Source organism: Qingrenia yutianensis, from assembly GCF_014385105.1.
GTDB classification, from domain to species: domain Bacteria; phylum Bacillota; class Clostridia; order UMGS1810; family UMGS1810; genus Qingrenia; species Qingrenia yutianensis.
On record NZ_JACRTE010000001.1, the window covers coordinates 87,156 to 102,305 of the forward strand.

At 43.2% G+C, this 15,150-nt stretch carries 14 protein-coding genes; 10 read left to right on the forward strand and 4 right to left on the reverse strand.

Going from position 1 to position 15,150, the window contains the following annotated elements; all coding sequences use genetic code 11:
- Positions 1-149: 149 nt before the first annotated feature.
- The 10 genes from H8706_RS00405 (at position 150) to fucO (ending at position 11,521) form a co-directional block, all read left to right on the forward strand.
- Positions 150-1,388 (forward strand): DUF1015 domain-containing protein, encoded by a 1,239-nt coding sequence (locus tag H8706_RS00405; RefSeq protein ID WP_262431056.1) that lies wholly within the window; start codon positions 150-152, stop codon positions 1,386-1,388.
- A 140-nt stretch (positions 1,389-1,528) separates the two neighbouring features.
- Entirely contained in the window at positions 1,529-2,608 is a 1,080-nt protein-coding gene (gene serC / locus H8706_RS00410) for a 3-phosphoserine/phosphohydroxythreonine transaminase (protein WP_262431057.1), read from the forward strand.
- 12 nt (positions 2,609-2,620) lie between these two features.
- Positions 2,621-3,787: a phosphoglycerate dehydrogenase gene (locus H8706_RS00415; RefSeq protein ID WP_262431277.1), complete on the forward strand. Its 1,167-nt coding sequence runs from the start codon at positions 2,621-2,623 to the stop codon at positions 3,785-3,787.
- Positions 3,788-3,814: 27 nt separating this feature from the next.
- On the forward strand, positions 3,815-4,465 hold the full coding sequence (locus H8706_RS00420; protein ID WP_262431058.1) for a DUF4867 family protein: 651 nt from the start codon (positions 3,815-3,817) through the stop codon (positions 4,463-4,465).
- Positions 4,466-4,600: 135 nt separating this feature from the next.
- Complete coding sequence (locus tag H8706_RS00425) at positions 4,601-5,275, forward strand: carboxylesterase family protein (protein WP_262431059.1); 675 nt, start codon at positions 4,601-4,603, stop codon at positions 5,273-5,275.
- Positions 5,276-5,329: 54 nt separating this feature from the next.
- Positions 5,330-6,256 (forward strand): hypothetical protein, encoded by a 927-nt coding sequence (locus H8706_RS00430; protein WP_262431060.1) that lies wholly within the window; start codon positions 5,330-5,332, stop codon positions 6,254-6,256.
- Positions 6,257-6,279: 23 nt separating this feature from the next.
- Positions 6,280-8,664 carry a cation-translocating P-type ATPase gene (locus H8706_RS00435; RefSeq protein ID WP_262431061.1) on the forward strand — a complete coding sequence of 795 codons (2,385 nt, stop codon included), beginning with the start codon at positions 6,280-6,282 and terminating at the stop codon, positions 8,662-8,664.
- A 102-nt stretch (positions 8,665-8,766) separates the two neighbouring features.
- A complete protein-coding gene (locus H8706_RS00440) occupies positions 8,767-9,522 on the forward strand; it encodes an AraC family transcriptional regulator (RefSeq protein ID WP_262431278.1) in 756 nt (251 codons plus the stop codon).
- On the forward strand, positions 9,519-10,205 hold the full coding sequence (locus H8706_RS00445) for a 5'-methylthioadenosine/adenosylhomocysteine nucleosidase (RefSeq protein WP_262431062.1): 687 nt from the start codon (positions 9,519-9,521) through the stop codon (positions 10,203-10,205). Before H8706_RS00440 ends, H8706_RS00445 begins: the two co-directional genes overlap by 4 nt.
- 167 nt (positions 10,206-10,372) lie before the next feature.
- Positions 10,373-11,521: a lactaldehyde reductase gene (gene fucO / locus H8706_RS00450; RefSeq protein WP_178348202.1), complete on the forward strand. Its 1,149-nt coding sequence runs from the start codon at positions 10,373-10,375 to the stop codon at positions 11,519-11,521.
- 59 nt (positions 11,522-11,580) lie between these two features.
- Here the strand turns inward: fucO and H8706_RS00455 are convergent, their stop codons facing one another.
- The 4 genes from H8706_RS00455 to H8706_RS00470 form a co-directional block, all read right to left on the reverse strand.
- Entirely contained in the window at positions 11,581-12,051 is a 471-nt protein-coding gene (locus tag H8706_RS00455; protein WP_178348203.1) for a YbaK/EbsC family protein, read from the reverse strand.
- Between the two features lie 97 nt (positions 12,052-12,148).
- Positions 12,149-13,057 (reverse strand): RraA family protein, encoded by a 909-nt coding sequence (locus H8706_RS00460; RefSeq protein WP_262431063.1) that lies wholly within the window; start codon positions 13,055-13,057, stop codon positions 12,149-12,151.
- A 17-nt stretch (positions 13,058-13,074) separates the two neighbouring features.
- A complete protein-coding gene (locus H8706_RS00465; RefSeq protein ID WP_262431064.1) occupies positions 13,075-14,397 on the reverse strand; it encodes an endo-1,4-beta-xylanase in 1,323 nt (440 codons plus the stop codon).
- Between the two features lie 15 nt (positions 14,398-14,412).
- Entirely contained in the window at positions 14,413-15,141 is a 729-nt protein-coding gene (locus tag H8706_RS00470; RefSeq protein ID WP_262431065.1) for an SDR family NAD(P)-dependent oxidoreductase, read from the reverse strand.
- Between the last annotated feature and the right edge of the window lie 9 nt (positions 15,142-15,150).

A 15,150-nucleotide genomic window follows, 5' to 3' on the forward strand; every position in this document is an offset into this window, starting at 1 on the left:
AATATAGCTGAAATTACCAATATTATATCCTAATTGTAACATATTTTTCAAAAAAAGATACTGTTTTTTTAAAAATACTTGAAATTTTGTTTGAAAAATACTAAAATAGATACATAAATGTGCAAAAAACATATGAAAGGACGATAAAAATGTCTGTTTTTGATAAAGCAAAAATTATACTTCCCAAAAACTGCGATATGGAAAAATGGAGCGTTGTGGCGTGCGACCAGTACACCTCCGAACCGCAGTATTGGGAAAGCGTGAAAAAAACCGTGGGAAATGCACCGTCTGTGCTCAATATGATTTTTCCCGAAATTTATTTAAATGACGGTGATGCGGACGAGCGTACGGCAAAAATCAATGATGCGATGAAAAAATGTCTTGAAAACGGCAACGTTTACGAAACCGAGCCGTGTCTTATTTATGTTGAGCGCACGCTTGAAAACGGCAGTGTGCGAAAGGGAATTGTCGGTGTTATCGACCTTGAAGAATACGATTTTAACGTCGGCTCGCAAAGCAAAATCCGCGCGACGGAAGGCACTGTTCTGGAAAGAATTCCGCCCCGTGTAAAGGTTAGATGCGATGCGCTTTTGGAATTTCCGCACGTTATGCTCTTAATTGACGACGATAAAAAAGAAATTATCGAAAAAATCGACAAATCGGCACTCGAGCCGATTTACAATTTTTCGCTTATGGAAAATTCGGGCAGAATAAAGGGATATAAAATCACCGACACGGACGAAATCCTTGAAAAACTTGAAAAACTCGGCGATAAGAAAGCATTTGAAGAAAAATATTCGGTGAGCGGAAAAGGCGTTTTGCAGTATGCTGTGGGCGACGGAAACCATTCGCTCGCGACTGCGAAAACCTGCTATGAAAACGAAAAGGCAAAAATAGGGGATGAGGCGAAAAATCTTCCCTTGCGTTATGCGCTTGTCGAGGTTGTAAATCTTCACGACGAGTCGCTTGTTTTTGAGCCTATTCACCGCGTTGTTTTCGGTGTTGACGAAGAAAAATTCGTAAATGCGCTTGCGGAAAAATACCAAATCGAAAAAGCGGACAAGGGCGATTTTGAAATTGTGTCAAACGGCACAAAAACCGCATATGTTATAAAAAATCCCGATTTTAATCTTACTGTCGGCTGTATTCAAAGCTTTATCGACGGATATTTGAAAGAAAACGGCGGAAGTGTGGATTATATTCACGGCGCGTCTGTTGCGGAAAAGCTTGCCGAAGAAAAAGGAAATGCCGGCATACTTTTAAACGCTATGCAAAAGAGCGATTTGTTTAAAACCGTCATTCTCGACGGCGCATTGCCGAGGAAAACTTTTTCTATGGGCGAGGCGTGCGACAAGCGTTTTTATCTTGAAGGACGAAAAATCAGATAAATTTTTAATAATAATTCATTTTTGTGGCTTTTAGCCATTGACTATTATTAAAAAATGTTATATAATAAACGATAATTGTTAATATAAAATCCGCATAACCATTATGCGGAAAATTTAAAATGTTATTGGAGGAATTTTAAGTGAACAGAGTTTATAACTTTTCAGCAGGTCCGTCGTGTTTGCCGCTCGAGGCGCTCGAAAAAGCACAGAAAGAATTGATTTCGTACGGCAGTTCGGGTATGTCGGTTATGGAGATGAGTCACCGTTCCTCCGATTTTCAGAATATTATTGATAACTGCGAGGCGCTTTTGAGAAAGCTTTTAAACATCGGTGACAACTACAAAGTTTTGTTTTTGCAGGGCGGTGCGTCAACACAGTTTGCAATGGTGCCGTTAAACCTTTACAAAAACAAAAAAACAGATTATGTTTTGACGGGCGTATGGTCGAAAAAAGCTGCTAAAGAGGCAGGCAGATACGGCGATGTTAACGTTGTTGCTTCGTCCGAGGACAAAACATTCTCGTACATTCCGGAACTTTCGGCGGATATGTTCTCGAAAGACGCGGATTATGTTCATATCACGCATAACAACACCATTTACGGCACAAGATACACAACACTTCCCGACGTCGGAAACGTTCCGCTTGTTGCGGATATGTCGTCGTCAATTTTGAGCCAGGAGATTGATGTTAACAAGTTTGGCATCATCTACGCAGGCGCGCAGAAAAATATGGCGCCGGCAGGTCTTACCGTTGCAATCGTCAGGGAAGATTTAATCGGCAATGCGCTTGACATCACCCCGACAATGCTCAACTACCAAACACACGCCGACAACGGTTCGATGTTCAATACACCCCCGACATTTGCAATTTATATGTGCTCTCTCGTTTGCGAATGGCTCGACAAACTCGGCGGAATTAAAGAAATTCAGAAAGTTAACGAATATAAAGCAGGTCTTTTGTATGACTTCCTCGACAGTTCTTCAATGTTTAAAGGCACGGTTGAGAAGAAAGACCGCTCGCTTATGAACGTTCCGTTTGTAACGGACAGCGACGAGCTTAACGCAAAATTCATAAAGGAAGCAAAAGAAAACGGTCTTGTAAACCTTAAAGGACACCGTTCGGTAGGCGGTATGCGTGCAAGCATATACAACGCTATGCCTGTTGACGGCGTTAAAAAGCTTGTTGAATTTATGAAGAAATTTGAAACGGAAAACAAATAATTCGGAGGTAAAATTATGGAAATTTTAACTTTAAATAAAATTGCCGCCTGCGGACTTGACCTTCTCGACAAAAACGTTTTTAACGTTTCGGACGACGCGAAAGACCCCGACGGTATAATCTTAAGAAGCTTTAATATGCACGACAGCGTGCTCGGCGACAACCTTAAGGCAATCGCAAGAGCAGGCGCCGGCACAAACAATATTCCCATTGACAAATGCACCGAAAAAGGAATTGTTGTTTTCAACACTCCCGGCGCAAACGCAAACGCGGTTAAAGAGCTTGTGCTTGCAGGTCTTTTCCTCTCGTCGCGAAAAATCGCGCAGAGTATGGAATGGGCAAAAACCTTAAAAGGCGAGGGCGAAAACGTCGGCAAGCTTGTTGAAAAAGGCAAAAGCAATTTTGTCGGTCCCGAAATCGAGGGCAAAAAGCTTGGTATAATCGGTCTGGGAGCAATCGGCGTTATGGTTGCAAATGCGGCTTATCACCTCGGTATGGACGTTATAGGTTACGACCCGTACATCTCGGTTGACGCGGCCTGGGGACTTTCAAGACACGTTAAAAAAGCCGACAACGTTAAAGATTTGGTGGCAGAGTGCGACTACATAACTCTCCACGTTCCGCTTAACGATTCCACAAAAGGTATGATTGGCAAAGACCTTTTTGCGATTATGAAAAAAGGCGCGAGAATACTTAACTTTGCGCGCGGCGGTCTTGTTGAAGAGGAGGCACTCAAAGAGGCTCTGAAAGACGGAACTGTTGCGGCATATGTTACAGATTTCCCGAATGACAACATTTTAGGACTTGAAAATGTTGTTTGTATTCCGCATCTCGGCGCGTCAACACCCGAGTCGGAGGATAACTGCGCTAAAATGGCGAGCGTTGAAATTCAGGATTATCTCTGCGAGGGAAACATTGTAAATTCGGTTAACTTCCCGAACTGCTCGCTTCCCAGAGAGGGCAAAACGAGAATTGCAATCGCGCACAAAAACGTTCCCAACTGCGTAAGCAATTTCACAAAGCTTTGCTCGAAAGATAATTTCAACATTGCAAATATGATTAACAAAAGCCGTAAAGATTTGGCTTACACGATTATCGACCTTGACAATGATGTTGACGCTTCAATCGCAAAGGAATTTGAGGCGCTCGAAAACGTTATGAAAGTAAGAATTATAAAATAATTTACTTAATATTTTAAGGAGAAAGCTATGCTTAACACTTTAAAGGAAAAGAATAAAAATATTGAATTTTTTACTGTAAATGACCCCGAATTTGCAAAATACGGCAGAGTTATAAAAGGTTTTGACGTTTCGGAAATTATTGCGGAATGTGAAAAAATGCCGTATCCGGACGAGGGCTCTAAATACGAAGCTGGCGTTGCAAGCCTTGAAAACCTTGCAATCGCGGAGAAAATCAAAAACGAAGTATACGGCGAGCTGGACACGCAAATCGGCGCGTGCTACGGTCACAGTACTACGCTCAACGGTCTTGAATTTCACAAAGGCTCCGAGGTTAACATTGCGGTTACCGATTTTGTGCTTATTCTCGGCACAATCTTTGAAATGAAAGACGGTAAATTCAATTCTGCTGACGCAAAAGCGTTTTACGTTAAAAAAGGCGAAATGATTGAGGTTTATGCGTCAACTCTCCATTTCTGCCCGTGTCAGGTGAGCGATGACGGTTTCTTCTGCGTTGTGGGACTTCCCAAAGGCACAAATCTTCCGCTCGACGGAAAGTATGATGACAAGCTTTTGTTCAGAAAGAATAAATGGCTTATCGCGCACGAGGACAACAAAGCGCTTATCGAGCGCGGAGTTGCAAGCGGAATTTACGGCGAGAATTACACAATAAAATATTAAAACAAGAACCTCCGAAATGAACTGTTTCGGAGGTTTTTTGAAAATTTTATAAAATTTTATTAAAAACGTTGTAAAATGAGGAAAAATGTATTAAAATAGTCTTATGCTATCAACAAGGGAGGAAAAATTATAAAAATGAATTTTAAAGACTGTGTTTACAAAAAAGACGACTTTTCGATGAATTATAAGGTTTTTTACAATGAAAACAACGATAATTTACCGCTGATTGTGTATCTCCACGGCGCAGGCGAGCGCGGAGAAAACGTTTCGCACCTGTACCGTCACGGAATACCGAAGCTTATAAACGAGGGCAGAGAAATCCCTGCCGTGGTGCTTGCACCGCAGTGTCCGGCACTTTGCGTGTGGGACAATATTGTTGACAAAGTGAAATCGCTGATTGACAGTGTTGTAAAAGAATTTAACATAAAAAACGACCGCATTTGCATAACCGGTTCGAGTATGGGCGGTTTCGGAACGTGGTCGATGGGACTTACATATCCGTCGTTTTTTGCCGGTATTGCGCCCGTTGCCGGCGGAGGTATGTCGTGGAGATGTGCAAAGCTTGCAAAAACGCCCGTTTTTGCAGTGCACGGCAGTGCGGACGATACTGTACCGTTTACATATTCCAAACTTATGGCAGACGCCGTTAATGCAAACGGCGGAAACGCACGTCTTTTAAAGCTTGACGGTTTGGGACACAACGACGGCATAGATTTTGCGTACAGAAATACCGAAATTATTGATTGGCTGTTAAATATGCGCAGAAACAATTTTGACTATGTTCCCGAAATCTGTGAGGAAATGTTTTAACAGGAATTTGAAACGTGCAGTTGGTTTATAATAATACAAAAAGGTTGTGATTTGGTGAAAAAAAGAGATAAAACCAAGGCTAAAAAACAGATAAAATGGGGCAAAGTTACCGCGGTAAACAAGCGCAGTGTCGCGATTTACGTTGTTTTGCGTTTTCTTGTAACCGCGCTGATGATTGTTCAGCTTATCAGGGGCAATTATGACAATGTTTTCTTATGCCTTTTGACGCTGGTTCTGTTTTTCATACCGGCGATTTTGGACAGAGGTTTTAACATAAAGCTTCCGACTGCGCTTGAAATCGTAATTATAGTTTTCATTTTCAGTGCGGAAATCCTGGGCGAAATGCAGAATTTTTATTCGCATTTTAAAAACTGGGACACAATTCTGCACACGGTAAACGGCTTTTTGATGGCGGCAATCGGCTTTGCAATGGTGGATATTTTAAACCAAAGCCCGAGAATACATCTCACAATGTCACCCGTTTTTGTGGCATTTGTGGCGTTTTGCTTTTCTATGACAATCGGAATAATATGGGAATTTTTTGAGTTTTCTATGGACAGATTCTTCCTGTACGATATGCAGAAAGACTTTATCGTGCAGAATTTCGCATCATCAATTCTCAATCCCGAACATCTTAACAAACCCGTCGTGCTTGAAAATATATCCAAAACGGTGATTTATTATGCAAAAGACGGCAAAAATCTTACCGAAACGGTGAACGGCGGATATGTTGACATCGGCATTATCGACACAATGAAAGATTTGTTTGTCAACTTTATCGGCGCGGCGGTGTTTTCCACTATCGGTGCGTTTTATGTTAAATCGCGCGGAAAATCGAAGGTTGCGCAAAGTTTTATTCCGTATTTCGGTGATGGCGAAAGCGCGGCAAATGTTAAGGATTTAAAGAAAAATTATACCGAAGGTAACGGCGAAACGGGACTTTTCGAGGGCAGCCTTGCAAGTAAAGATAAGAACGAATAAAATTTTATTCAGAGGATAAAAAATTGGAAACACAAATATATCATAAAAACAGAATATTTGCCGACGAAAAAACGGGGCTTACGACCGAACAGGCGCTTGTTAGAAAAGCGGCAGGTCTTTACAACGAGCAGGTGAAAGGCGCGGAAAAGACCGCCGCCGAGATTATAAAATCAAACGTATTTACATATTTCAACCTTGTGTTTTTTGTTCTCGCGCTGTGCGTTGCGCTTGTCGGCTCGTATAATGATTTGACGTTTTTTCCTGTTATCGTAATTAACACGGTGATAGGAATTTATCAGGAAATCCGCTCAAAAAAAACGCTTGAAAAACTGACTATTCTGTCCGCACCCAAGGCAACGGTCGTGCGTGACGGCAAGGAGTGCGAGGTCGCGGTGTCAAGCCTTGTGCGCGACGATATTGTCGTATTCTCGGCAGGAAGTCAAATTTGCGCCGACGCAACCGTTATATCGGGAACTGCGTCGCTCAACGAGGCACTCGTTACCGGTGAAAATATCGAAATTAAAAAGGAAATAGGCTCGTCGCTTTTGTCGGGCAGTTTTGTTGTGTCGGGAAAAGTTTACGCGCGTCTTGACAACGTGGGCAAAAATTCATTTGTGTCGCGCCTTACTCTTGAGGCGAAAAAGAAAAACAACAATAAAAAATCGGAAATGATGAACGCGCTTGACAATCTTGTAAAATGGATTGGAATTTTAATAATTCCGATTGGATTTTTAATGCTTTTCAATCAGATTTGCATTTTGCATACCGACTATAAAACCGCGGTTGTTTCAACCGTCGGCGCGCTTGTCGGAATGATCCCCGAGGGACTTTATCTTCTCACTACCGCCGCACTGGTTGTGAGCGTTATGCGCCTCGCAAAGCGCAAAACTCTGGTGCACGAAATGGGTTGCATCGAGGCGCTTGCGAGGGTTAACGTTTTGTGTGTTGACAAAACGGGCACAATAACCGAGGATAAAATGGAATTTTCGGATTTGTGCGTGCTTGACGAGGACACGGGCAGAGAGAAAACAGAAAAAATACTTTGCGATTTCTGCAATGCTGCGGACGGTGACAATGCCACGATAAACACGCTCAAAGAGCATTTTGAAGGGGCGGACGGACTTGGAAAAAAAGCAGAAAAGGTGTTTGCGTTTTCGTCCGAGAAAAAGTACAGTGCGGTTAATTTTGACGATAAAACAAGCTATATTCTCGGCGCGCCCGAGATTATTATGGGTGACAATTATTCCGCACTTGCGGAAAAAATAAACGAATATCACGGAAGCCGTGTTCTGCTTTTCGCCGAGCATTTGGGTGAGTTTGACGGCGAAAATATCACCGATGAGATTGTTCCGCTGTCGCTTGTTGTGATTTCAAACAAAATAAGAAAAAACGCACCCGATACGTTTAGATTTTTTAAATCACAGGGTGTAAAAATAAAAGTTATTTCAGGCGATAATCCCAAAACCGTGTCGGAGGTTGCGAAAAGCGCAGGTATTGACGGCGCGGAGGATTACGTTGACTCGCGTGAACTTGAGAACGACGCGGATTTTGCAAGCGCGGTGAGCCTTTACACGGTTTTCGGACGCGTTACGCCCGAGAAAAAGCGCAGGCTTATAATTGCGCTGAAAGAAAACGGCAACACCGTTGCAATGACGGGCGACGGCGTGAATGACGTTCTTGCACTCAAAGAGGCGGATTGCAGTATTGCTATGGCGTCGGGCAGTGACGTTGCGTCGCAGGTGTCACAGCTTGTGCTTTTAAATTCCGATTTCGGCGCGCTTCCGAGCGTGGTGAAAGAGGGAAGAAGAGTTATAAACAATATCGAACGCACGGCGGCGCTGTTTTTGGTAAAAAACATTTTTTCGTTTTTCTTCGCGTTGATTTCGATAATTTTTGCGATAAATTATCCCGTTATGCCGTCACAGCTCACGCTTGTGAGCACCACGACAATCGGCATTCCGGCATTTTTCCTTGCGCTTTTGCCGAACAACGACCTTGTTAAAGGAAAGTTTATGCGAAATGTCATATATAAGGCTTTTCCCGCGGGATTTACAAACATATTTCTCGTGTCTTACCTTTGTATTCTCGCCGGATATGCAAATATCGGTTTTGACGAAATGTCGTCAATGGTGACAATCGTTCTGGGCGTTGTGGGGCTTACAATGCTTTACCGCGTGTGCAAGCCGTTCAACAAATTCAGAAAAATACTTTGGGGCGCAATGGTTACGGCGTTTTTTGCCGCGGCATTGCTTTTCCCGAAAATGTTCACGCTTTCGCCTCTGTCGGTTTACGAGGTGCTTTTGCTGATTTTGTTTGTCGCGCTTGTTCAGCCGTTTATGTATTTGGTTGTAAATATTCTTGAATTTTTCGAGAAGAAGTTAAAAAAAGCAAAGTCCAAAAAAGCATAATTTGAGAAAAAGGTATTGAAAGTGCAGAAATTTTATGTTATAATATAACTAAATTATGAAAATGTAAAAAATGCACATAAAGGAGGTGGAAAATTGGAAAAGGTGTTTTTTAACAAGGGTTATACCGACATAAATCCCTTGCAGTTCGGGTTTCAGAAGTGTCCTCCGTCGCATACTTGGGGACCGCATATAAGAGAATATTATCTTATTCACTATGTTGTTTCGGGCAAGGGCAGATTTATGAAAAAAGGCTTTGACGCCGAGGTTACGCCCGGTTACGCGTTTCTTATAAAGCCTAATGAGGTGTGCACCTACCGCGCAGACGAAAAAGACCCGTGGGAATACATATGGATAGGTTTTGACGGAAAAGTTGCAGAAAAGCTTGACGGACTTAAAGACTGCGTGTTTAAAGTTGACGGAAAAATATTTACCGATATGGTAAAATCGGACAGGCTTAAAAACACACGCGAGGAATATCTCACGGCAAAAATTTTCCTTTTGATTTCCAACCTTTTTGAGGGCGAAAACCACAAAAAAGAGCTTGTGGAGCATTTAGCCGGATATATCGAGGAAAACTATTTTTCGCGCCTTTATGTCAGCGAGCTTGCAAAGATGGTGAGCCTAGACCAAAGGTATCTTACGCGTCTTTTCAAAGCGAAAAAGGGCATAAGCCTTCAGCAGTATATAATCGACACAAAAATGAAAAAAGCTGCGATACTCATAAAAGATTTTTCGGTTGCGGATACCGCCAAAATGGTAGGCTACGACGACGTTTTCAATTTTTCCAAGATGTTCAAAAAGAACATAGGAGTTTCACCGTTGAAGTATAAAAAGGAATTCAAGGAGATTGGCGAATGATTGGTATTATCGGCGCAATGCAGGTTGAAGTTGAACATATAAAAGCGGTTATGACGGATGTCGAAACCGAAACAATAAGCGGAATTGAGTTTTGCAGAGGCAAAATTTCGGGCAAAGATATGGTTGCTGCAAAATGCGGAATAGGCAAGGTTTTTGCGTCGGTGTGCGCCGAGGCGATGATTTTGCGCTATAACCCGGACGTTATTGTGAATATCGGCGTTGCCGGAACGCTTACGAATGAGCTTAATACGACCGATATTGCCGTTGCAAAAAGCGTTGTGCATCACGACCTTGATACTTCTCCGCTCGGCGATCCGATTGGACTTATATCGGGCGTTAACATTATAAATATAGAGTGCGACAAAAAAGTTTCGTCACTTCTTGAAAAATGCGTAAAAAGTCTTGGCATAAACTGCAAAGCGGGCGTTATCGCGTCGGGCGACCAGTTTGTGTGCACCACCGAAAGAAAGAATTTTATACGCGATACGTTTAATGCAATCGCGTGCGAAATGGAGGGCGCAAGCATAGGTCACGTGTGCTTTATAAACGGCACAAGATTCGGCGTTCTGCGTGCAATTTCCGACGGTGCGGACGAAAAATCGCATATGGATTACGACAAATTTGTTCCGCTTGCGGCGAAAAATTCGTTTGAGGTTATAAAACGTTTTATCGAGGAATTTTAAAAAATTAAATTGTGAAATATTTGTGAATGAATTTTGAAATAACTGTAAATTTTGCTGTATTTGATTGATTTTTTGAAAATAAGGTGCTAAACTGATTTTAACGAAAGATGTTTTGACATTTTTCTTTAAAATAAATGTATGTTATTACTTAAAGGAGCTGATTTTTTATGGCAAACAGGTTTGTACTGAACGAAACATCGTATCACGGAAAGGGCGCAATTTTGAGTATAGCCGACGAGGTTAAAACGAGAGGTCTTAAAAAGGCATTTGTGTGTTCCGACCCCGACCTTATTAAGTTTAACGTAACAAAAAAGGTTACGGACGTGCTGGAAAAAAATTCGCTTGCGTTTGAAATTTATTCTGATATTAAGGCAAATCCGACAATTCAAAACGTGCAGTCGGGTGTTGCGGCGTTTAAAAAAGCAGGCGCCGACTATATTATCGCAATCGGCGGAGGTTCGTCAATCGACACCGCAAAGGCAATAGGCATAATCATAAACAACCCCGAACACGAGGACGTAAGAAGTCTTGAGGGCGCGGTTGTCACAAAAAATAAATGCGTTCCGATTATCGCGGTTCCCACAACCGCAGGAACAGCGGCGGAGGTTACAATCAACTATGTTATAACCGACGTTGAGAAAAACAGAAAGTTCGTTTGCGTTGACCCGCACGATATTCCCGTTGTTGCGGTTGTAGACCCTGATATGATGTCGTCAATGCCCAAAGGTCTTACGGCGGCTACAGGTATGGACGCGCTCACACACGCTATTGAGGGTTATATCACAAAAGGCGCGTGGGAACTTTCGGATATGTTCCACCTAAAAGCTATTGAAATTATTTCGCGCTCGCTCCGCGGTGCGGTTGAAAACACTCCCGAAGGCAGAGAGGGAATGGCGCTCGGTCAGTATGTTGCAGGTATGGGATTTTCAAATGTCGGACTTGGCATCGTTCACTCTATGGCTCACCCCCTCGGTGCGCTTTATGACACACCCCACGGCGTTGCAAACGCTATAATTCTTCCTGTTGTTATGGAATACAATGCTGAAGCAACGGGCGAAAAATACCGTGATATTGCAAAAGCTATGGGCGTTGAGGGAACAGAAAAAATGACGCAGGCAGAATACAGAAAAGCTGCGGTTGACGCGGTTAAAAAGCTTGCGGCGGACGTTGGTATCCCTGCCGATTTGAAAGAAATCGTAAAGAAAGAGGATATTCCGTTCCTTGCGCAGTCTGCATATGACGACGCTTGCCGTCCGGGCAACCCGAAAGACACAAGCGTAGAGGAAATTGCAAAGCTTTACGAATCTATGATTTAAGTTTTTTCTCAAAAATAAAATCCGCTCTTGTATGTGAGAGCGGATTTTTTATGTTTACTTTATTCTTTTGCTTTGCACACATCAACCCATTCGTCGCATTTTGAAAGCTTTTCAAGCTCGGCGACGGTTACTTCTATGGCGCTGTTTGAGCTTCCGCACGCAGGGAAAACGGTGTCAAAACGTTTTAACGATTCGTCAAGATACACCTTTACACCATCGTTTACTGCGAACGGGCAAACACCGCCGACCGCGTGACCGATAAGTTTTGCCGCCTCGTCGGGAGTGAGCATTTTTGCCTTTACACCGAATTTTTTCTTATATTTTGCGTTGTCGATTTTCATATCACCGGCGGTGACAACCAAAATCGGCTCGTCATTTTTCATAAATGAAATGGATTTTGCAATCCGCGCGCCCTCACAGTTCAGCGCCTTTGCCGCAAGCTCCACCGTTGCGCTGGAAACGTCAAATTCCAAAATTCTGCCGTCAATATTCAGTGTTTTAAAATAGTCTCTCACTTTTTCAATAGACATTTGTATGCACCTCTCGGGAAGTAAATAAAATACAGACAATCAAATTTATTTTGACTGTCTGTATAATAATAGCACCTATTTTGAAAAATGTCAAATTTTAGAGCGCCGACTGTGTATCGTTCGGGTCGCCGTTTATTGCAAGGTCGTATTCGTGCGACCAGTCAAGACCGCGGTACTGCGCCGCTCTGTCGTCTTTTTCGATAAATTCCATAAGCAGGTCGAGCATATCCTTTGTCCAGGTGTTCTTGTCAATCTGCGCGGTTGTGAATTTGTTGAGCGTAATCATTTCAAAACCGAACAAGTCTTTAACCTGTGTTTTTGCCGCACCGCCGACAACCTCCTCAACAAGATGAGAGGGGATAAACAAAACTCCGCCGCCTGCGCCGAAAACAACGTCGCCGGGGAGGCAGATTGCGTTGCCTATACGTGTAGGCGTGTTGTATGCTGTCATAATAAAGTCGCGTATCGGTGTGGGGTCAATTCCTCGGTAGTAAACCTGTGTGTTTTCAACTTTTTTCATCTGCTCGGTATCGCGCACACCGCCCCAGATTACTGCACCGCCGTTCTCGTTTTTTGTCTTGTTTTTGAGCGCGGTTGTAAGATTTCCGCCCAAGAATGTGCCCTTGTAGATTTTGTCATACATATCAATAACGGGAACGTCGTATTCCATAAGATTGTCAATAACCCACTGATTGTATGTACCTGTTCTGCCTTCGCTTCTGCCGATGTCCTTTACAACCTCGTCAAAATCGGGACGGAACGGGCAGTATGTAGCGGTAACCGCACGTCCGATAAGCTTCCTTCCGTCGTCGTGAAGTGTGTGAAATCTGCCTTCAAACTGGCTTTCGTAGCCTTTTACGAAGATAGGCTTCCAAACCTCTTCAAGCGTGAGATTTTTAAGCGCTTTCAAGTATTTCACGTCAACTTTGGGTCTGCCGTCGGGAAGTCTTTCGCCTTTCCACTGCGGTGTAAGTTTAATTATTTCTTCTTTAACGTTAAAATTCATTTTTAACCCTCCTCGGATTATAATTGTATCTTAATTTCATTTTCCGTGTTGCTTTTGAGCTTAATGTCAAATTTTTTGTCATCGACGGTTATTGTATAATTGCCGTAAAATCCTCTGAATTTCGCCGTTCCGCCGCCGTTTGTTTCAGCTTCGGTGTTTGTAATCCAGCGTTCGGTAAACAGATGCTTAATCATATCGTAAGCAGGTTTTTTGCTCATATCAAAGCGCAAAAGTCCGCCTCTGAATATGTTTTCGCCCACCGTCATATCGCCTTGAGGCGCCCAGGCCGCATATCCGTCAACCAAATTCCAGTAAATAACCGCCTCAACCGCCTTGTGGCTGAACCAGATGCTGTATAAATTCTCGATAAGCTCTGCCTGAATTTTTTCATCCTCGGCAGTATCCGAATATGCAGGAATTGTGATTTCGGTAACCTGCAAGGGTTTGCCGAGTTTCTCGTAAGTATCGAGAACGCTGAACAGCGCTTTCGGATTATACATATCGGTTACGTTGTTTTTCTCATTCGGCGCACGGTCGAACACGTGATACTGCATACCGATTGTGTCAATGCGCAGTCCCTTGTCCAAGCCGTTTTTAATCATCTGATAATATCCGCTTCGCGTATATGCAAAGTGCCACCATTTCCACACCTGCGACGCCTCGTTTATAATCAGTTCGTTTGACGGGAAATATTTTTCCGCAAGCTTGAAGTTCCAGTCAAGCACGTCGTCGGACACAAAAAATGCGTTTTTGCTCCAAGGCGGCTGTGTGCAGAATAATTCGTTTATAACCTCCCAGCCGTTAATGCGGTCTGCATAGCGTTCCGCAAGCGCTTTGTATCTTATTTCAAGCTTTTGTTTCATATCGCGGATATCGGTTTTGCTGACCCAGTCGGGCTGAAAATTAAAGTACGTAAGACAGTGCGCCTTTGGTGTTATTCCGTATTTTTCGCAGTATTCAAGGCACAAATCGGGCGCAGGACGTCTGTAAACCTTCGGGCTGTCCTTTTCAAATCTCGGTTTTCCCTGAACAGGCTCAAGGTCACTCCAGTAGAAGGGCAGGGTAGCCTCGTTAAACGCGTCCTTAAACGCCTTTTTGTATTTCTCGTTCTTTTCCTCCGACTCTAACTCGTCAAGCATAAAAATGTTTGAGCCGTGCAAAAATTCGTGTTTTTTCTGTTCGGCTTTGATTTTTTTGCCGGCAACCGGTTTTCCGTCTTTGTCAACAAGTTTAATTTTTGCAAAACCTTTTCGGTTAAGCTCAATGCCGTTTTTTACTCTTTCTTCGGTTTCTTCTTTGTATTTGTTAAAATTTACAAAAATATCATCGCGTCTGCTCATATTTATTCTCCTTATTTACAGGTGCATTCCGCCGTCTATAATGATTTCCGAACCGGTGATGTATCTTGCCTCGTCACTGCACAAATAAAGCACAGCTGGGGCAATATCGGACGGTGTGCCGACGTATCCGCACGGTATGCTCGCCTCAACCTTTTTCAAAAAATCGCCGTCGCTTAATGCCGTCGTGTTTCGGGGGGTATTGATGGCACCGGGCGCAACGTTGTTAACCGTCACGCCGTACGGCGCAAGCGACGGAGCGATATTTTCGACAAGTTTCATCTGTGCGGCTTTCGTCACGCCGTAGAGCGAAAGCTCGGGGTGGTTGTTGTATTGGTTCACACTGCCGATTGTGACAATTCTGCCGTTCTTCTTCTCCATCATTTTCGGGGAGTATTTCTTTATAAGATAGTATGTGCTTTTGATATTGCAGTTAAACTGTGCGTCAAATTCCTCTTCGGTAAATTCGTTCCATTTGCGCTTGTACTGAATTGACGCGTTGAGAACAAGTATGTCAACATCGCCTGTTTTTTCATACATAGCGTCAATGTCGCTCATTTTGCAAAGGTCTGCACGCACGGGAGCGCTGTTTTTAATCTGTTCGCTCGCTTTTTTGCATTTTTCCTCGCTCGACGCACCGTTTATATAAACAAACGCGCCGTGTTCGGACAATACTTTTGCAATTTCAAAGCCTATACCTTGTGTCGCGCCGGTAACCAGCGCTGTTTTTCCGTTTAAATCAAACATTTTTGTCAC